Origin of the sequence: Frigoribacterium sp. CFBP9029, assembly GCF_034045305.1 — a bacterium.
Taxonomy (GTDB): Bacteria; Actinomycetota; Actinomycetes; order Actinomycetales; family Microbacteriaceae; genus Frigoribacterium.
Genome location: NZ_JAXCWB010000001.1, coordinates 423,518 through 442,231 on the forward strand (window position 1 = coordinate 423,518; position 18,714 = coordinate 442,231).

General features: G+C 70.9%; 18 protein-coding genes and 1 tRNA gene. 5 read left to right on the forward strand and 14 right to left on the reverse strand.

Annotated elements, in window-relative coordinates:
- Positions 1 to 68: 68 nt before the first annotated feature.
- Both SOM11_RS01980 and SOM11_RS01985 read right to left on the reverse strand, forming a co-directional pair.
- Positions 69 to 1,196 carry an aminotransferase class V-fold PLP-dependent enzyme gene (locus SOM11_RS01980; RefSeq protein ID WP_320477037.1) on the reverse strand — a complete coding sequence of 376 codons (1,128 nt, stop codon included), beginning with the start codon at positions 1,194 to 1,196 and terminating at the stop codon, positions 69 to 71.
- Between the two features lie 109 nt (positions 1,197 to 1,305).
- A complete protein-coding gene (locus tag SOM11_RS01985; RefSeq protein WP_320477038.1) occupies positions 1,306 to 2,094 on the reverse strand; it encodes an isoprenyl transferase in 789 nt (262 codons plus the stop codon).
- A gap of 85 nt (positions 2,095 to 2,179) precedes the next feature.
- Between SOM11_RS01985 and trhA the strand changes: the two genes are divergently transcribed.
- Positions 2,180 to 2,905: a PAQR family membrane homeostasis protein TrhA gene (gene trhA, locus SOM11_RS01990; RefSeq protein ID WP_192059619.1), complete on the forward strand. Its 726-nt coding sequence runs from the start codon at positions 2,180 to 2,182 to the stop codon at positions 2,903 to 2,905.
- Between the two features lie 111 nt (positions 2,906 to 3,016).
- Here trhA and SOM11_RS01995 read toward each other — a convergent pair whose 3' ends face one another.
- Together SOM11_RS01995 and mca are read right to left on the reverse strand one after the other, a co-directional pair.
- Positions 3,017 to 3,403, reverse strand: coding sequence for a hypothetical protein (locus SOM11_RS01995; protein WP_320477039.1), 387 nt, complete (start codon positions 3,401 to 3,403; stop codon positions 3,017 to 3,019).
- Positions 3,400 to 4,290: a mycothiol conjugate amidase Mca gene (mca, locus tag SOM11_RS02000; RefSeq protein WP_192059615.1), complete on the reverse strand. Its 891-nt coding sequence runs from the start codon at positions 4,288 to 4,290 to the stop codon at positions 3,400 to 3,402. Before mca ends, SOM11_RS01995 begins: the two co-directional genes overlap by 4 nt.
- Positions 4,291 to 4,360: 70 nt before the next feature.
- Between mca and SOM11_RS02005 the strand changes: the two genes are divergently transcribed.
- Together SOM11_RS02005 and greA are read left to right on the forward strand one after the other, a co-directional pair.
- Complete coding sequence (locus SOM11_RS02005; RefSeq protein ID WP_192059613.1) at positions 4,361 to 4,810, forward strand: DUF4307 domain-containing protein; 450 nt, start codon at positions 4,361 to 4,363, stop codon at positions 4,808 to 4,810.
- 129 nt (positions 4,811 to 4,939) lie between these two features.
- On the forward strand, positions 4,940 to 5,431 hold the full coding sequence (gene greA, locus SOM11_RS02010; protein WP_192059611.1) for a transcription elongation factor GreA: 492 nt from the start codon (positions 4,940 to 4,942) through the stop codon (positions 5,429 to 5,431).
- A gap of 24 nt (positions 5,432 to 5,455) precedes the next feature.
- On the opposite strand, the gene ilvA is transcribed toward greA, so the two are convergent.
- On the reverse strand, positions 5,456 to 6,694 hold the full coding sequence (ilvA, locus tag SOM11_RS02015) for a threonine ammonia-lyase (protein WP_192059609.1): 1,239 nt from the start codon (positions 6,692 to 6,694) through the stop codon (positions 5,456 to 5,458).
- Positions 6,687 to 7,862 carry an AI-2E family transporter gene (locus tag SOM11_RS02020; protein ID WP_243213862.1) on the reverse strand — a complete coding sequence of 392 codons (1,176 nt, stop codon included), beginning with the start codon at positions 7,860 to 7,862 and terminating at the stop codon, positions 6,687 to 6,689. Before SOM11_RS02020 ends, ilvA begins: the two co-directional genes overlap by 8 nt.
- 120 nt (positions 7,863 to 7,982) lie before the next feature.
- Here SOM11_RS02020 and SOM11_RS02025 point away from each other — a divergent pair, with 120 nt between their 5' ends.
- On the forward strand, positions 7,983 to 9,173 hold the full coding sequence (locus tag SOM11_RS02025) for a winged helix-turn-helix domain-containing protein (RefSeq protein ID WP_320477040.1): 1,191 nt from the start codon (positions 7,983 to 7,985) through the stop codon (positions 9,171 to 9,173).
- A gap of 29 nt (positions 9,174 to 9,202) precedes the next feature.
- Here SOM11_RS02025 and SOM11_RS02030 read toward each other — a convergent pair whose 3' ends face one another.
- Positions 9,203 to 10,114, reverse strand: coding sequence for a M48 family metalloprotease (locus SOM11_RS02030; protein ID WP_243213866.1), 912 nt, complete (start codon positions 10,112 to 10,114; stop codon positions 9,203 to 9,205).
- A gap of 43 nt (positions 10,115 to 10,157) precedes the next feature.
- The gene (locus SOM11_RS02035; RefSeq protein WP_197981786.1) at positions 10,158 to 10,739 is read right to left on the reverse strand and encodes a LemA family protein; all 582 of its coding nucleotides are present in this window, start codon (positions 10,737 to 10,739) and stop codon (positions 10,158 to 10,160) included.
- 217 nt (positions 10,740 to 10,956) lie between these two features.
- Between SOM11_RS02035 and SOM11_RS02040 the strand changes: the two genes are divergently transcribed.
- A complete protein-coding gene (locus SOM11_RS02040; protein ID WP_320477041.1) occupies positions 10,957 to 13,287 on the forward strand; it encodes an Ig-like domain-containing protein in 2,331 nt (776 codons plus the stop codon).
- Here the strand turns inward: SOM11_RS02040 and SOM11_RS02045 are convergent.
- The 6 genes from SOM11_RS02045 to eno form a co-directional block, all read right to left on the reverse strand.
- A tRNA-Leu gene (locus SOM11_RS02045) sits at positions 13,262 to 13,335 on the reverse strand. The genes SOM11_RS02040 and SOM11_RS02045 overlap by 26 nt on opposite strands.
- 93 nt (positions 13,336 to 13,428) lie before the next feature.
- A complete protein-coding gene (locus SOM11_RS02050) occupies positions 13,429 to 14,901 on the reverse strand; it encodes an NAD(P)/FAD-dependent oxidoreductase (protein WP_243213869.1) in 1,473 nt (490 codons plus the stop codon).
- 40 nt (positions 14,902 to 14,941) lie between these two features.
- On the reverse strand, positions 14,942 to 16,204 hold the full coding sequence (locus SOM11_RS02055) for a S8 family serine peptidase (protein WP_414655436.1): 1,263 nt from the start codon (positions 16,202 to 16,204) through the stop codon (positions 14,942 to 14,944).
- A 3-nt stretch (positions 16,205 to 16,207) separates the two neighbouring features.
- Positions 16,208 to 16,759, reverse strand: coding sequence for a DUF501 domain-containing protein (locus SOM11_RS02060; protein ID WP_320477042.1), 552 nt, complete (start codon positions 16,757 to 16,759; stop codon positions 16,208 to 16,210).
- Positions 16,756 to 17,295 (reverse strand): FtsB family cell division protein, encoded by a 540-nt coding sequence (locus SOM11_RS02065; protein WP_192059595.1) that lies wholly within the window; start codon positions 17,293 to 17,295, stop codon positions 16,756 to 16,758. Before SOM11_RS02065 ends, SOM11_RS02060 begins: the two co-directional genes overlap by 4 nt.
- Before the next feature lie 93 nt (positions 17,296 to 17,388).
- A complete protein-coding gene (gene eno / locus SOM11_RS02070; RefSeq protein WP_320477043.1) occupies positions 17,389 to 18,669 on the reverse strand; it encodes a phosphopyruvate hydratase in 1,281 nt (426 codons plus the stop codon).
- Positions 18,670 to 18,714 lie beyond the last annotated feature (45 nt).

Sequence of the window (18,714 nt, forward strand, 5' to 3'; positions counted from 1 at the left end):
GTGAACAGCTCGCGAGCGCACGGAGACGCCGTAGGGCAGGAGGCGCGGGTCGACCGAGGAGGCGCGGGTCAGTAGTAGACGGTCGTCCCGAACGAGGTCAACGCGCCCCGCAGCAGGTCGAACGAGTCGTCGTCGGTCGACAGGTGCACGCTGAGCCGCACGGTGGTGTCGCGCACGGTGGCCGTGACCCCGTGGTTCAGCAGCGCCGCCGTGAGCGTGGTCATCTGCTCGGGAGAGGGTTCGAGCACGACGATGCCGGCGCGCTCGGCCTCGTCTCGGGGCGAGACGACGGGCAGCGCGAACTCGTCGGCGATGTCGATCAGCCGCGAGGCCCGGTCGGCGATCTCTCGCGAGATCGCGGCGACGCCGACCGAGGCGATGCCCTCGAGGGCGGTGGAGAACCGCGCCTGCGCGATCGGGTCGGGGTTCGTGATCTGGAACGCCTCCGCACCCGGCAGGGTCGGCAGCGTCTCGTGGTACGAGCCGCCGAGGCGCAGCTCGGTGCCCGCGACCCCGCTGAAGACCGGGGTCAACGTGGCGGAAGCCCGCTCGCTGAGCGCCAGGAACCCCGTGCCCCAGCCGGCGCGCACCCACTTCTGGCCACCCGAGGCGATCACGTCGGCCACACCGTACGGAGCGTCGACGACGCCGAACCCCTGGATGGCGTCGACGATCAGCAGCCGGTCGCCGATCACCTGGCGGATGCCCTCGAGGTCGACGAGGTAGCCGGTGCGGTAGTCGACGAGGCTGACGGCGACGGCCGTCACGCGGTCGGTGAGGTGGCGCTGCACGACGGCAGGGGTCACGACGTCGTGGTCGAGGTCCATCCACACGGGCTCGAGCACGCGCATCGCCGCGGCGGCCCGCGTGGCGGCGACCGGCCCGCTCGGATAGTCGCGCGGGGACATCAGGACCTGCCCCGTCAGGCCGAAGAGGGTGTGGACGAGACCCGAGCTCGTATCCGGCTGGAAGACCACCTGGTCGGCCGGGAACCCGACGACGGCCGAGACGGCCCGCCGGACCCGCCCGGCCTGCTCGGTCAGCGCCACCTCCGAGCCGAATCGGGCACGAGCCTGGACGTCGACGAGAGCGCGCTCCTCTTCGACGACGGGCCGTGAGATCGGGCCCCACTTGGCGAAGTCGAAGTACCCGGGTTCGTCGGTGTACCCCGAGATCAGTTCATCGATGGTGGTCACGCTGGTCTCCTCGGGCGGTGTCGCTGGCTGTCAACCGTATCGCCGACCGCCGACCGCCGATCGCCGATCGCCGACGTCGGGCGTCGCGGCGGTCGATCGAGGTGCGGGGTCAGCTGCCGTAGCGACGGTGCCGCACGGCGAAGTCGCGCACGGCCCGGAGGAAGTCGACCTCGCGGAGGTCGGGGTAGAAGGCCTCGACGAAGTAGAACTCGCTGTGCGCGCTCTGCCAGAGCATGAAGTCGCTCAGTCGCTGCTCGCCCGAGGTGCGGATGACGAGGTCGGGGTCGGGCTGACCGCCCGTGTAGAGGTGCTCGGCGATCAGCTCGGGTGTCAGCACCTCGGCGAGCGCGTCGAGGGTGCCCCCCATGGCGTCGTGCTGGCGGACGATGCTGCGCATCGCGTCGGCGATCTCGCGCCGCCCGCCGTACCCGACGGCGAGGTTGACGTGCAGGCCCTTCTTGCCGGCCGTGCGCTCGGCGGCGCCGGTCAACGAGTCGCGGAGCCCCTGCGGCAGGTCGTCGCTGGCGCCCACGTGCTGCACGCGCCAGTCGCGCTGCTGCGAGAGCTCGTCGGCGACGTCGCCGATGATGCCGAACAGCTCGGTGAGCTCGTCGGAGGCTCGGTTACCGAGGTTGTCGGCCGAGAGCAGGTACAGGGTGACGACGCGGATGCCCAGATCGTCGCACCAGGTGAGGAACTCGCTGATCTTGGCGGCGCCGGCGCGGTGGCCGTGGGCGGCGGTCTCGAGCATGCGCTGCTTGGCCCAGCGCCGGTTGCCGTCGACGATCATGGCGACGTGGTGGGGCAGATCGGCGCCGTCGAGCTCGCGTCGCAGCCGGCTCTGGTAGAGCTCGTAGAGCACACCGCGGGCCAGCGGCGACCTCCGACGACTCTTCACACCGCTACGGTAGCCCACCGGTGGGCCCCCGCTCGCCGAGTCGATTCCCAGGCCCGCGCCTCCTGCCCTCCCCTACGCTCGGATCATGACCCGACCCGTGAGCGACGGCGTCGGCGGTGCCGACATCCCGAACCTGCCTCTGCTCGACGACAGCCTCGAATACGCCTCGATCGAACGCAAGCCGTCGTGGCGCGGCTGGATCCACGCCGCGACCTTCCCGATCGCCATCGCCACGGGCGTCATCCTCGTGGTGGTCTCCGACGGGACGTCCGCGACCTGGGCCTCCGCGGTCTTCATGACGACGTCGCTCCTGCTGTTCGGCATCTCCGCGACCTATCACCGGTTCCCGTGGAGCCCGGGGGCCAAGAGGTTCTTGAAGCGACTCGACCACGCGAACATCTTCCTGCTGATCGCGGGCACGTACACCCCGATCGCGGTCATCGCGCTGCCTCCCGCGACGTCGACCCTGCTGCTCACCCTCGTCTGGACGGGTGCGGGTCTCGGGATCCTCTTCCGGATCTTCTTCCTGGGGGCGCCCCGCTGGCTGTACGTGCCGCTGTACATCCTGCTGGGGGTCGGCGCCCTCGGCTTCACCGGCGACCTGCTGGCGGCGAGCGTCCCGATGACGGTGCTCGTCCTGACCGGCGGCCTGATGTACATCGTCGGCGCCGTGTTCTACGCCCTCAAGCGGCCCAACCCCGCACCGGGGCGCTTCGGGTTCCACGAGCTGTTCCACGCGCTGACGGTGCTCGCCTACCTCTGCCACTGGACGGGCATCCTGGTGCTCGCCCTGAACCCGCCGACCTTCTAGCCGCACGGCGAGCACCGGTAGCTCCGCCGGCCGCTCTCGAGCCGAGGAGGCGCGCGCAGGACGGTCGCGGAGGGTCGGCCCCGCAGACGGATCGCCTCGGGGCCGCTCCGGTCAGTCGCGGACGGAGGGCCCCGCGGACGCGTCGCCGTCGGATGCGTCGTCGACGGCGCGGGTGGTGCCGTCGCCGGAGGCCGCGCCGTCGCCCGACGTGACGCCGTCGCCGGAGGCAGCGGTCTCGCCGGAGGCGACCCCGTCGCGCTCCGCCTGGATGCGCTCGCGGACCTCGCCGCGGTAGCGCGTGCGACGGACCCGGCGGGTCATGTCGACGATGATCAGCACCGTCGCGACCGCGACGAATGCGATCGCCACGAAGCCCCAGACGCCCGGGGTCACGTCGACGTCGGGCACGGTCGACGCCGGCAGCGTCGCATCGGGCGTCGACGGCTGGGCGAGGAGGCGCACCGAGGCCGAGAGGGTGGCGTCGCCGAGGGCGCTCATCGGATCGCCCCGATCAGGCCGGTGTCGTCGTCGGTCACACCGGCGAACAGGTCGTTCTCGGGCATGGTCGTCTCGACTCTCGATTCGATGAGCTGGAAGTCCTCCGTCGGCCACGCCGCGACCTGAAGCTCGTGAGGCCAGAAGAAGAACGCGCTGTCGAGGGGCACCTGGCTGGCGTGCGCGCGGAGCGCCTCGTCGCGGACCGGGAAGAAGTCGGACGCCGGAACGTGCGTGGTCGCCAGGTCGGGTCGGGCGCCCATCCACTCGAGCATCTCGGTGAGGCGCTCGATGAGGGGCGACTCGGCGTCGGCCTGCTGCAGGTGGGTCAGCATCGACTTCAGGCGGGCGGTGTTCATGATGCGGTCGTAGTAGACCTTGTCGATCTGCCAGGGTTCGCCCGCGGTCGGGTAGCGGTCGGCGTCGGAGGCGGCCCGATACGCGGCCATCGAGATCTCGTGGCTGCGGATGTGGTCGGGGTGCGGGTACCCGCCGTTCTCGTCGTACGTGACGAGCACCTGCGGCCGGAACCGGCGGATTACGGCGACGAGCGGCTCGGTGCTGATCTCGAGCGGGATCGTCGCGAAGCTGTTGACCGCGACGGGTTCACCCTCGGGCGGGAGCCCCGAGTCGGCGTAGCCGAGCCACAGGTGGTCGACGCCGAGGGCCTGCTGCGCCCGCTGCATCTCGAGCACCCGGAGACCGGCGATGTCGCGTTCGGCGTGGTGCCGCGCCTCGATCTGCTCGTTCAGGATCGAGCCCTGCTCTCCGCCGGTGCAGCTGACGACGAGCACCTCGACTCCGAGACTGCGGTAGAGGGCGTACGTCGCCGAGCCCTTGCTCGACTCGTCGTCCGGGTGGGCGTGTACCGCCAGGAGGCGCAGGGTCACATGTTCCTCGCAATTCGTGCAGAGCAGACGTTGCTACCCTCCCCCTAAGGATAATCGGACGGAGATCAGAGTGGCGTCCACGCCCCCCGCACCCCCGTCGACCGAGGCCGATCCGGCCCAGCCCGTCGACGGTCATCTCGACGCGCGCTACGGGCGCACTCCCGCCGCCACGCGTCGACGCCGACTGATCGCGATCGTGGTCGCCGCGGCCTTCGTCGTGGTCTTCGGCGCGTGGGTCGTCTTCGCCGCATTCGACGGCAACGGCTCGAAGCTCGAGACCCGCGACCTCGGCTACACGGTCGGCGGCGACGACAGCATCGACGTGCAGTACACCATCAGCGTCGAGGCCGGCACCCGGGTCAGCTGCGCGGTGCAGGCGCAGAGCGACAAGTTCGCGATCGTCGGCTGGAAGGTCGTCGACCTGCCCCCCGCGCCGCAGTTCACGTCGACCTACACGACCACGCTCGCGACCTCCGAACGGGCCGTCACGGGCTTGATCTACCAGTGCTGGCTTCCCTAGACTGCTCTGAATGACGAGACCGGCCAGTCGGCCGGTCTCCTTTTTTCGGTGGGCGCGCCTCCCGGTCGCCGTGCCGAACGGTCCGATCCTCAGCGCATCGGAAGATCCGCCGTACGAACGGAGAACACCATGACGAACGACAACGCCACCACGTGGCTCACCCCCGACGCCCGCGACCGCCTCGAGGCCGAGCTGGCGACTCTGAGCAACGAAGGCCGCCACGAGATCACCAGCCGCATCGAGGCCGCCCGCGAAGAGGGCGACCTGAAGGAGAACGGCGGCTACCACGCCGCCAAAGACGAGCAGGGCAAGATGGAGGCGCGCATCCGCACGCTGACCAACCTGCTGAAGAACGCCACGGTGGGCGAGTCGACGGCCGCCGCCGGCATCGTCGGGCCGGGCACCGTCGTCACCGCGACGATCGCCGGCGACCCGAGCACGTTCCTCCTCGGCAACCGCGAGATCATCGCCGCCGGCAGCGACCTCTCGGTCTACAGCGAGACCAGCCCGCTCGGCCAGGCCATCAACGGCCTCGCCGTCGGCACGACCACGAGCTACACCGCGCCGAACGGCAAGGAGATCACCGTCGAGATCACCGCCGTCGACACCTACACGCCGTAGCCGACGGCCCGACGTCGACCTCGATCAGAAGTCGACGTCGGGCGTGTAGCCCGCGTCGCGGAGACGCCGGATGACCTCTTCGACGTGGTCGGGCCCGCGTGTCTCGATGCTCAGCTCGAGTTCGACCTCGCTGATCTGGAGCCCGCGGCCGTGTCGGGTGTGCAGCACCTCGACGACGTTCGCGTTCGCGTCGGCCAGGATCTCGGACACCCGCGCCAGCTGCCCTGGGCGATCGGGCAGGCCGATCCGCATCTTCAGGTATCGTTCGGCGGCGGCGAGGCCTCGTCCGATCACGCGCTCCATCATGAGCGGATCGATGTTGCCGCCGCTCAGCACGATGACCGTCGTGCCGAGATCGCGCACCTGCTCGGTCATGACGGCCGCGACGCCCACCGCGCCGGCCGCCTCGACCACGAGCTTGGCGCGCTCGAGCATGACCAGGATCGCCCGGGCGGTGTCGTCGTCGCCGACGGTGACGACCTCGTCGACCGTCTCGCGGACGATCTCGAAGTTCAGGACCCCCGGTCGCGCCACGGCGATCCCGTCGGCGATGGTGGGCTGCGTCTCGATGTCGGTGCGGACGCCGCGCTTCATCGAGACCGCGTAGGGGGCGGCGTTGACCGCCTGCACCCCGATGATGCGGATCTTCTTACCGGTCTCGGCGCTGGTCTGGGCGAGTGCGCTCGCGATCCCCGAGATGAGCCCGCCGCCGCCGATCGGGACGATGACGGTGTCGACGTCGGGCACCTGCTCGAGGATCTCGAGCCCCACCGTGCCCTGCCCGGCGATCACGTCGGGGTGATCGAAGGGCGGGATGAAGACGGCGCCCGTCGAGTCCGAGAACTCCTGCGCCGCCCTCAGCGCCTGCTCGACGGAGTGCCCGCTCAGCACGACGTCGGCTCCGTAGTCTTTCGTGGCCTGCAGCTTGGGCAGCGCCACGCCCACCGGCATGAAGATGGTCGCGCGGACACCCATCTCACGTGCCGCGAAGGCGACGCCCTGGGCGTGGTTGCCGGCCGACGCCGCGACCACTCCCCGCGCGCGCTCCGCGTCGGTCAGCTGCGTCAGCCGGTTGTACGCGCCGCGGATCTTGTACGAGCCGGTGCGCTGCAGGTTCTCGCACTTGAGGTACACCGGCGAGCCGAGCACCTCGGCGAGGAACCTCGAGCTCTCCATCGGAGTGACGCGGGCGACCTGCGAGACCCGGACCCGCGCCTCCTTCATCTCGGCCAGGGTGGGGCCCGCGAGGGTGAGGTCAGACATCGGCTGCACGGCTTTCTGTGACGACGTCGAGGGAGGCCTGCGGCGACTCGCGCCACGCCCCCCTGGCGACGTAGGTGATCATGACGTTGAGGACGGCGACGACCGGCACGGCGAACAGGGCTCCCGGGATGCCCGCGAGGAGGGTGCCCGCGGCGACCGCGAAGACCACCGCGAGCGGGTGCACCTTGACGGCGCTGCCCATCACGAAGGGCTGCAGGAGGTGCCCCTCGATCTGCTGCACGAGGATGACGACGGCGAGCATCAGCAGCGCCACCACCCAGCCGTTGTAGACGAGCGCGATCACGACGGCGACGGCTCCCGTGGCCACCGCGCCCACCACGGGGACGAACGACCCCAGGAAGACCGCGATCGCGATCGGGACGACGAGGGGCAGACCGAGGAAGAAGGCGCCCAGCCCGATGCCGACGGCGTCGACGAAGGCGACGAAGATCTGCACCTTGACGAAGTTCGTCAGCGTCAGCCACCCGGCACGCCCGGCGCCGTCGATGGCGCGACGGGACTTCGACGGGAAGATGCGGACCAGCCAGCGCCAGATGTCGGACCCGCCCACCAGGATGAAGATCGTCGCGAAGAGCATCAGGACGAGCCCGGCGGCGATGTGACCCGCCGTCGAACCGACCGAGAGCGCCCCCTGCAGGAGCGGCTGGGAGTCCTGCTGCAGCGCGGCGAGGGCGTCGCTCAGGTAGCCGTTGATCTGCCCCTCGGTGAGATGGAGCGGGGAGGTCAGCAGGAAGTCGCGGAACTGGCCGTAGGAGGCGATGGACCGGTCGCGCAGTTCTGGCGCGCCGTCGATGATCTGGACGACGACGGCGTAGAACAGACCGGCCACGACGACGATCAGACCCACGAGGCTGACGACGACGGCGACCCACTTGGGCCAGCGGTGGCGCTGCAGCCAGCTCGAGAAGGGCACGAGCAGCGCCGAGACGAGGAGGGCGACCATGAAGGGGATGACGATGATGCGCAGCTGGATGACGAGCCAGACGAAGACGGCGATGACGCCGACCACGACGAGGATCCGCCACGACCAGGCACCGGCGATGACCATGCTCCGCGACACGGACGGGTCGGCACCCGGAGCGACCGGGGCGGCGCCAGGGGGAGGGGACTCGACCGCGCTGCGCGGGGGCCTGCTTCGCCGCATCATGCGCTCAGTGTAAGACCCTCGCCCTGGTGCCGAGCCACCCGTGATATTCCGCGGTCGGCATACGTGCCGGGCCCTGAATGGGGAGGGACCGTGTCGGAGGCCGACGCTACAGTCGTCGGCGTGCCCCCCGATCAGCTCTCACCCGCCCTCGCGCGTCGAGTGGCGCTCGCCGCCCAGGGTCTCGGCTCGGGTTCGACGGCTCCGGCGGGCACACGTCGCCTGAACGCGACGATCGACCGACTCGGGCTGCTGCAGATCGACTCGGTGAACGTCTTCGAGCGCAGCCACTACCTCCCGCTCTTCGCCCGACTCGGGGCTTACGACCGGGCGAACCTCGATCGCCTCACGCTCGACGGCCCCGGTCGCTACGTCGAGTACTGGGCGCACGAGGCTGCCCTCGTCCCCGTGGCGACCTGGCCCCTCTTCCGGTGGCGGATGGCCGACTACCGGCGCCGCTGGCTGGCCGACGACGACTCGTGGCTGTCGGCCAACCCCCGCCTCGCCCGCTGGCTGCTCGATCTGGTGCGGGAGGGCGGCCCCGTGCCCGCCAGCCTCGTCGAGCACGAGTCGAACGTCCGCACGGGCCCCTGGTGGGGTTGGGGCTCGGTCAAGCAGGGTCTCGAGTCGCTCTTCCGGGTCGGCGAGCTGGTGAGCGCGGGGCGGAGACGCTTCGAACGCGTCTACGCCCTCCCCGAGCAGGTGATCCCACAGGAGCTGCTCGACACGGACATCTCCCGGCACGAGGCGCACAGGCGCCTCCTCGCGCATGCGGCCTCCGCACAGGGCGTCGGAACGACGGCGGATCTCGCCGACTACTTCCGGCTCAAGACGGCCGACGTCGTGCCGGCCCTCCGCGAACTCCACGACGAGGGCGTTCTCTCGGCCGTCGAGGTGCCGGGGTGGGGCCGACCCGCCTGGCTGCACCGAGACGCCCGACTCCCCCGCCGCCTCGAAGCCGACGCGCTCCTGTCGCCCTTCGATCCCGTCGTCTGGACGCGCCCTCGCGCCGAACGCGTCTTCGGATTCCACTACCGCATCGAGATCTACACGCCGCTCGAGAAGCGGGTCCACGGGTACTACGTCCTGCCGGTCCTCCAAGACGACCGCCTCGTCGCCCGGGTCGATCTGAAGAGCGACCGGCAGGCGGGCGTCCTGCGGGTGCAGGCCGCCTGGCGCGAGCGGGATCTCGACGTCGACTGCGATCGCCTGGCGTCCCTCCTCCGGCGCGCGGCGCACTGGCAGGGTCTCGAGTCGGTCGAGGTCATGCCACGCGGCGACCTCGCAGCGGAGCTGGACCGCCGGTTCGGCTGAGTCGATGCGCGGGCGTCGGCGACCGCGCCTCAGAAGGTGCCGGCGCTCTCGCGGAGACGCGCGACGCGGTCGGCCAGGGGCGGGTGGGTGCTGAAGAGGCGGTCCATCGCGCCCGGCTTCATCGGGTCGCTGATCCACAGATGCGACATCGACGTGTTCTGCGTCGCCATCGGGCGGCCGTACGCGCCGAGCTTCTCGAGGGCTCGCGCGAGACCCTCGGGGTACCGGGTGGTGAGGGCCCCCGTGGCGTCGGCGAGGTACTCCCGCTGACGAGAGACCGCCGCCTGCACACCGGCCGCCGCGATCGGAGCGATGATCATGGCGACCAGTCCGAGCACCAGGAAGACGGGGTTGCCGCCACCCCCTCCGCCGTTGCCGTTGTTCGAATTGCGGTTGCCGCCGGTCAACGCACCGAAGAACGACATGCGCAGCAGGATGTCGGCCAGGAATCCGACGGCGACGACGAGGCCGAAGACCATCATCGACACACGGATGTCGTAGTTCTTGACGTGTCCGAGCTCGTGGGCCATCACGCCCTCCAGCTCGGTGTCGTCCATGATCTCGAGCAGCCCGGTGGTCGCGGCGACGACGGCGTGCTCGGGGTCGCGGCCGGTCGCGAAGGCGTTCGGGGCGGGGTCGACGACGACGTAGACCTGGGGCATCGGCATGCCCATGGTGATGCTGAGGTTCTCGACCGTGCGGTACAGCCGCGGGGCCGTCGTACCGTCGACCCGCTGCGCGTGACTGAGGGACAGCGCCTGACCGCTGGCGGCGAAGTACTGGATCAGAGCGTAGATCGACGCCGCGGCGAGGACGACGAACCCGATCGAGTAGTTGCCGTACAGGGCACCCGCCCCGAAGCCGAGCGCGCCGATGATGACCAGGAAGATCAGGACGATCAGGACGGTGTTGCGTTTGTTGCGCGAGACGGCTGAGTACATGGGCCGATGTCCGTTCGGGGCGCGGCGTCGAGGCGGGGCGGGCTCAGAACTGGACGCGAGGGGGTTCGGCGATCGCCGACGGCTCGGCGACCTCGAAGAAGTCCCGCTCGGTGAAGCCGAGGCGCTTCGCGAAGACCGTGTTCGGGAACACCCGCGTCTTCGTGTTGAATTCGCGGACACCGCCGTTGAAGAACCGCCTCGCGGCCTGGATCTTGTCTTCGGTGTCGACGAGCTCGGACTGCAGCTGCAGGAAGTTCTGACTCGCCTGGAGCTGCGGGTAGGCCTCGGACACGGCGAAGATGCTCTTCAGGGCCGTCTGCATGTGACCTTCGGCCGCCGACGCCTCGGCGGGCGTCTGAGCCCCCAGGGTCTCGGCCCTGGCCTCGGTCACGTTCTGGAACACCTTCGACTCGTGGGTCGCGTAGCCCTTGACCGCCTCGATGATGTTCGGAATCAGATCAGCTCGCCGCTTGAGCTGGACCGTGATGTCGCTCCAGGCCTCGTCGACGCGGACCTTGAGGGTCACGAGGGAGTTGTAGGTCGCCCAGAGGTAGATGCCGGCGATGATCGCGAGCAGGACGATGATGCCGACGGCTACCAGGATGCCGATCGTGGCCGGTTGCATGACGTGTCACTCCTTGGGGTACGACGCGAAAGACGCGAGAGATGTCGGTCGTCTCGGACGGTATTCGGGCCGTCGCAGTCAGATCTTCACTATAAATGCGCCGGATGCCGCCTCGACGTCGTCTGAGCGTCTTCGGAGCGAACTCACGACGAGCGCACCCGACCTCCCCCTCTCAGCGGATTGACTTGCCGCCCGCGAACGTGCTGAATGGTGGGCAGTGCCCGTTTCTCCGACCCCGATCCCGTCGCGTCCCGCGGCTGCCAGCGCCGGACGCCCTCTTCTGCGTGCCGTCGGAGCCCTCCTCATCGCCCTCCCGCTGCTCGCGGGCACCGCCCTGGCCGTCGTGCCCGCCCCGTCGGCGCAGGCGGCGGGTGCGCCGACGTCGACACCCGCGGCGCCCGAGCCCGGCCGGCAGTCGGGCGCCCCCTCGCCCGGCCTCGGCGCGCCCACGGAGCCGGCCCCCGGCCCGACCGCGCCGGCCGATCCCCCCGCACCGACCATCGACGACGTCGGCGGACGCACGGTGAACACCTTCGCGATCGGGGGCACGGCCGCCTCGGGTTCGTCGGTGAGGGTCCTCGACCCCGAGGTCCCCTCCCGCTCGCTCTGCGAGACGACCGTGCCTTCCTCCGCCGCCGCCCCGTCGGGTCGGTGGTCGTGCACCGTGACCGTCGCGAACGGTGCCGACATCGTCCTGACGGCTCGGGACACGACCCATGCCGATCTGCTCGACGTGAGCAGCGCCTCCTTCGCGGTCCTCGGGGCTCCCACCGTTCGCGGCGGCCTGCTGCTCGGTGCCAAGGTGACCGGTTCCGCCGAACCGGGCGCGGTGGTCACGGTGACGACGGCCGCAGGGGCGAGCGCATCCGGCACGGCCGACACCGCGGGCGAGTGGAGCGCCGTGCTCGACGCCGGGTCCTTCCCGTCCGGTCGATACTCGCTGACCGCGACGCAGCGGAGCGACGCCATCCCGATCCCCCGATCCGGTGCGTCGGCCGCGGTCGTCGCCACGATCGACCGCGAGGCGCCCGGAGCCCCGGTCATCACCTCTCCGGGCTCGGGAAGCCGTGTCGACGCCCAGCCCGTGATCATCCGGGGCTCGGGTGAGAGCGGTGCGACGGTGACGGTCTACGTCGACGGCTCGCCCGTGTGCCAGGCGACGATCGCCGGGGCATCGTGGAGCTGCGACTCGACGGGCTCCGCCCTCCCCGACGGCTCGCGGACCATCACGGCGGCTCAGGTCGATGCGGCGGGCAACTACGGGCCCGTGTCGCGGGGCGTGACCGTCGTCGTCGGCGCGAGCGGCCCGACGGACGTGCCCAGCGCCTCCCCCGGGGCTCCCGGCGTCACCCCCACCCCCTCGCGCAGCCCCGACGGCACCACGGCGACGCCGGCACCCGTCCCGACCGACGACGACCCCTCCGCGACGCCGGTGCCCGGGTCCGTCACGCCAGGAGACGGCGGCGGGGGCGGGGCGGCGGTGCCTCCAGGAGGCGCGGCGGGCGGTCCCGGGCCGGTCCAGAACCCGACGACGGGCACCTGGGCGACCGCGACCTCGTTCGGTCGCGATCTGCCGGGCCTCACCCAGACCCTGGGCGGCCCCGTGTGGCCGTCGGCGCTCGCTCTGGGTCTGCTGTTCCTGGTCGTGGTCGCCGGGCCGATCCGAGTGGTCGCGCGGACCCTCGGCGCACGCCTGCGTCGCCCCGCTCCTCGACTGACGGGCCGCAACAGGGCCGCCGAGCTGCCGACCTCGTTCAGCGGAGGGAGCATCGACCCTCGGGTCAGCGTCGGGGTCGCCCTCGCCGTCGGAAGCGTCGCCATCGCCGTCGCGGCCGGGGTGGACGGCCAGGTGCAGTACGCGCGTCTCCTGCTCGGTGTCGTCGTCGGCGTCCTGGCTCTGAACGCTCTCGCTGTGGTCCTCCCCGCGGTGCTGGTCGGTCGACGGGCCGGCCTCGGCGTGAGCATCCGCATGTCGCCGGCCCTCCTCACGGCGGCCCTCGTCGCCTGCGCCGTCACCCGCGTGCTGTCGCTCGACCCGCCCCTCGTCCTCGGGGTGCTCGTGACGGGCGCTGTCGTCGCACGGACGGCCGCGTCGACGGCTGAACACCCCGCGCCCGCACGGGAGCCGTCGACGGCGGTGCGGGGCATGGTCGCCGCGGCTCAGATCGGCGCCCTGCTCGTCGTCTCGTTCGCCGCCTGGGCGGCCCATGGCTGGGGAGGCTTCGGCGACGGGTTCCTCTCGCAACTGCTGCTGGAGATCGCGACGACGATGTGCCTCGCCGGGATCGGATCGCTCGTGCTGTCGATCCTCCCATTGGGCACGCTGCCCGGGCAGGCGCTGTGGGCGTGGTCGAAGGTCGCCTACAGCGGCGTCGCGATGATCGGGGCGACGACTGCCGCACTCGTCCTCGTCGGCACCCCCGTCGCACCCGGCGTCTGGACGACGGTCGCCGTCGCCACCCTCGCGGCATTCGCGCTCGCCTCGGTGATCATGCTCCGGCGCCGCCGCCGACCCCTCCGAGTGCCCCCACAGGGACTCGAACCCTGACTGAGGCGATTTTAAGTCGCCTGCCTCTGCCGATTGGGCTATGGGGGCCCGGTTCTCAGACTACAAAGCCCTGACGGACGACGACGCCCGCCTCGCGGGGATCCGCGGGCGGGCGCCGTCTGAGTCGTCGGGCTGGGCTCACTACTTGGCGCTGGTCTCGACCGTCTCGGTCTCGGCGGCGGCGCCCTTCTCGGCGGCGCCCTTCTCGTCGGCGGGGTTCGCGTAGGCCGGACCGGGCTCGCCGGCGGGCGTCCCGACCTCGGGCGCCGGCGCGGCGGCAGGGGCCGATTCGGCTGCCGGCTTGGGGCGCGAGGCGAACTCCTCGAAGGCGGCGCGCGGACGCTCGCGGTTGTCGAGCGAGACGATGTCGCGACCGAGCCAGAGGTTGTTCCACCAACCGCCCACGACGCGGAACTTGCGCTCGAACGAGGGCATCGCCATGCCGTGGTAGCCGCGGTGGGCGATCCAGGCCGGGAACCCCTTGACGGCGATCTTGCCGCTCTGGAACACGCCGACGTTGAGCCCGAGACCTGCGACGGCGCCGAGGTTGTCGTGCCGGTAGTCGGTGACGGACTCGCCGCGCAGCGAGGCGACGAGGTTCTTGGCGAGCTGCTTGCCCATCCGGACGGCGTGCTGGGCGTTCGGGACGCAGAAGCCGCCGACGCCCTTGCCGGTCAGGTCGGGGGTCGCCGCGACGTCGCCGCACGCCCAGGCGTCGGGGACGATCGTCTCGCCGTCGACGATGCGCAGGTCGGGCTTGACGGTGATGCGGCCACGCTGCTCGAGCGGGAAGTCGGTGTTGCGGACCATCGGGTTCGCCATGACCCCGGCGGTCCAGACGATGAGGTCGGATTCGAACGACTCGCCGGTCGACAGCTCGAGCTTGCCGCCCACCGCGGACTGCAGCTGCGTGTCGAGGTGGACCGTGGCCTGCCGCTCGGCGAGGTTCTTGAGCACCCAGTGGCTGGTCTCGAGCGACACCTCGGGCATGATGCGCCCCATGGCCTCGATGAGGTGGAAGTGCGTGTCGTCGACGGTGAGACCGGGGTAGCTCTTGATCAGGTCGCTCGCGAAGCTGCGGAGCTCGGCGAACACCTCGATGCCCGCGAAGCCGCCGCCCACCACGACGACCGTCAGCAGGCGGTCGCGCTCGGGCCCGGCCGGGAGGTTCGCGGCCTTCGCGAAGTTGGTGAGGAGCTTGTCGCGGATCGCCGCGGCCTCCTCGATGGTCTTGAGACCGATGGCCTCGTCGGCCACGCCCGGGATCGGGAACGTGCGGGAGACGGCGCCGGCCGTCATGACGACCTGGTCGTACTCCATCGTCCACTCGTCGCCCACCTCGGGCGTGATCGTGGCGGTCTTCGTCGCGTGGTCGACGCGGGTGACCTTCGCCGTGACGACGTTCGTCTTCTTCAGGTGACGTCGCAGGGCGACGACGGCGTGACGCGGCTCGATCGAGCCGGCAGCCACCTCGGGCAGGAACGGCTGGTAGGTCATGTAGGGCAGCGGGTCGACGATCGTGACCTCGGCCTCACCCTTGCGCAGCCACTTCTCGAGCTTCCAGGCGGTGTAGAAACCGGCGTAGCCGCCGCCGACGATCAGGATTTTGGGCACGGGGGATGATCTCCTTGAGGTGGGGTTGTCCGTAAAGACCTTACTCCTGGTGGCGTCGCCTCCTGTACTGGCGGAGAGCGCCGAGCGCGACGCCGAGCAGGGCCGCCCCGAACAGCCCGAAGACGATCAGCGGGATGCCCGTCGAGCGCATCGACTCGACCGTCGGGATGAGCGCCTGGAGGCGGTCGTCGCGGTCGACGCTCGGGGTGGGGACGGGAGCCGGTGCCGCCTCGGCCGTCGACGACGGGGTGGCGACGGGGACCTCGGCCCGCCGGTGCAGTCGGATCCACTCGGCGAGATCGCCCATGGGATTCGCCTCGACCGGGGCCACCTGATCGCCGACGGCGGCCGAGGCGTCGACGAGTCCGTAGCCGTAGAGCGGATCGGGGGTGGTCGTGCCGCGCGAGTCGGCCGTGGAGATCACCCGGTTGATGACGTCGTCGGCATCGAGCTCGGGGTGCGCACCCCGCACGAGCGCGACGACGCCCGCGACGATGGGGGTCGCGCCGCTCGTGCCGCTCCAGCTGTAGTGGACGTCGCCCGGTCCGACCCCGACGAGCTTCTCGCTCGGCGCCGCGACGCCGATGGTGATGCCCTGACTCGAGGCGTCGAAGCTCGCCTGACCCGACCGGTCGACGCCGGCGACGGTGAGCACCCCCGGCATGGTGGCCGGCGCCCCGACCTCGGTCGTGCCGCTGCCCCTGTTGCCCGCCGCGGCCACGACGACGACGTCGTGCTGCATCGCGTAGAGGAACGCGTCGTCCCAGCTCGTCGGCCAGTCGAGGGTGTTGCGCGTGAGGGACATGTTGATCACGTCGGCCCCGTTGTCGACCGCCCATCGGACGGCCTCGGCGATCTGCGTGTCGGAGTCGACGGCATCCGACCCGAAGCCGACCGAGACGGACAGCAGATCGGCCTCGGGAGCGACGCCGATGACGCCGTCACCGGACGCCGTCCCCCGACCCGCGAGGATCGAGCCGACGAGGGTTCCGTGCGTCGGGTCGTCCGTGCCGACGGGCGTCTGGCCGTCCGCCGAGCCCTGACCCGAGACGTCGGTGCCTCCGACGACCGCGCCCTCGAGCTCGGCGACCGACGAGTCGACGCCGGTGTCGATCACGGCTACGGTCACCCCCGCGCCGCGACTCGACTGCCAGGCCTGCTCGATGCCGTAATCGGCGAGCCAGTACTGGTCGTCGCGGATGGCGTCGGCTCGCGCCGCGCCCCCCGGGGCGACCACGACGACGGCCGCCAGGGCCAGCGCCGCGATCGTCGCCGAGGTCGTCCGCAGCGTCAGCTCGGGCACGGGTCAGACATCCCCGCCGGAGGCGCGCTCGGCCGAGTCGCCGTCGGCCAGGTAGTCGGGGCACCGGCACACGTCGGGGCTCCACGTCGCTCGGTCGAGCGCGAGATCGCCGAGCGGGTTGACCCCGGGGCCGGCGGCGAGGGAGTGACCCACCACGGCGTGCAGGCACTTGATGCGCTCGGGCATGCCCCCCGCGGTGACGTGAGCGATCTCGCCGACGTGCTCGATGCTCTCGCGGTCGGCGAGGTAGGCCTCGTGGGCCGACCGGTAGCGTGCGGCGAGACCGGCGTCTGCGGCCAGCAGGTCGGTGAACTCTGCCATCACGCCGTTCGCCTCGAGGGTCGAGACGGCCGCCGTCGCGCCCGGGTGGCACAGGTAGTAGAGGGTCGGGAAGGGCGTGCCGTCGCCGAGTCGCGGCTTCGTCGCGACGACGGTGGGGTTGCCGCAGGCGCACCGGGCGGCGATGCCGATGACGTCGCGCGCCGGGCGCCCGAGCTGCGCGGTGACGATCCGCACGTCGAGTTCGGTCACGGGGTCGAACGGAGGGGTGGTCACGGGGTGCCGCCTGTCGGGGTCGAGGTGGGGAGCTCGCTGCCGTCGATGTCGGGGGCGATCAGCTCGGTTGCCGGCTCGTCGCTGAGACCGGCGTCGATCACCGACGAGGTCATGGCGGCGATCCAGTCGACCTGGGGGGTCTGCAGCTCGTCGCTGATGGGTGCCTGCGGCCGTTCGGCGTCGGTCGTCGCATCGCCCATCACCAGGTAGCTGTACTCGCCCGGGTACACGTAGAGCAGGCGGTCGCGCGCCTGAGCCTCGATGTACGCGGGATCGCTCCACCGCGCGACATCGCCCTGGAGATCCGTCACGTCGGCCTTCTGCCGCTCGACCTCGTCTTGGATGGCCGCGATCTGCTGCTGCTGCTGGACGAGGGTGCGGAGGGACGGCGCGAGGATCACGACGAACAGGACCAGGATGACGAGCATCAGGAGACTGAAGCCCGAGAAGCGGATGTTGCGGAGCCAGCCGCTCGTGGCCGACTCCGTCTCGGGCAGGATGACGGGCAGACGCCTGCTCTTCGACTCTCGGGACATGACTCCGAGGGTAGACGACCGCCCTGTCGAGTCGGTCACGGAACGCCGAGAGGCCCGCCCCGCCGAAGCGGGACGGGCCTCTCGGAGCCGTGCCTAGCCGCGGAAGCGGGGGAAGGCCGAGCGACCGGCGTAGACCGCCGCGTCGCCGAGCTCCTCTTCGATGCGGAGCAGCTGGTTGTACTTCGCGACGCGCTCGGAGCGGGCCGGGGCCCCCGTCTTGATCTGACCGGCGTCGGTGGCGACCGCGAGGTCGGCGATCGTGGTGTCTTCGGTCTCACCCGAGCGGTGCGACAGCACGGTCGTGTAGCCGCTGCGCTGTGCGAGCGCGACGGCGTCGAGGGACTCCGTCAGCGTGCCGATCTGGTTGACCTTGACGAGGATCGAGTTGCCAGCGCCGGCCTCGATGCCCTTCGCGAGGCGCTCGGGGTTCGTGACGAACAGGTCGTCGCCGACGATCTGCGTCTTCGAGCCGATCTCGCTCGTGAGGTGCGCCCAGCCCTCCCAGTCGTCTTCGTCGAGGGGGTCCTCGATGGTGACGAGCGGGTACGAGGCGACCAGGTCGGCGTAGTAGCCGGAGAGGAACGCGGAGTCGCGTTTCTCGCCCTCGAAGGTGTACGAGCCGTCGGCGTAGAACTCGCTCGAGGCGACGTCGAGACCGAGCGCGATGTCCTCACCGGGCGTGAAGCCGGCCTTGGTGATCGCGTCGACGAGCAGGTCGAGCGCGGCCCGGTTGCTGTCGAGGTTCGGCGCGAAGCCGCCCTCGTCGCCGAGACCGGTCGAGAGGCCCTTGGCCTTGAGCTCGCTCTTGAGGGCGTGGTACGTCTCGGCGCCCCATCGGAGCGCCTCGGCGAAGGTCGAAGCGCCTATCGGCAGGATCATGAACTCCTGGATGTCGACGTTGCTGTCGGCGTGCGAACCGCCGTTGATGACGTTGAGCATCGGCACGGGGAGCGTGTGCGCGTTCGGCCCGCCGAGGTAGCGGAAGAGCGGCAGATCGGCCGAGTCGGCGGCCGCACGGGCCACTGCCAGCGAGACGCCGAGGATGGCGTTCGCGCCGAGGCGCTTCTTGTTGTCGGTGCCGTCGAGCTCGATCATCGCCGCGTCGATCAGGCGCTGGTCGGTGGCGTCGAAGCCCTCGACGGCCGGGCCGATCTCGTCGATGACCGCCGAGACGGCCTTGAGCACGCCCTTGCCGAGGTAACGGCTCGCGTCACCGTCGCGCAGTTCGTAGGCCTCGAAGGCCCCGGTCGATGCGCCCGAGGGGACGGCGGCCCGAGAGACCGTCCCATCGTCGAGCAGGACCTCGACCTCGACGGTCGGGTTGCCCCGCGAGTCGAGGATTTCGCGGGCGCCTACGGCGTCGATTGCTGCCACGGAGAACTCCTTAGTAGTCGTTGTGTTCGCAGGACCGAGGTCCGC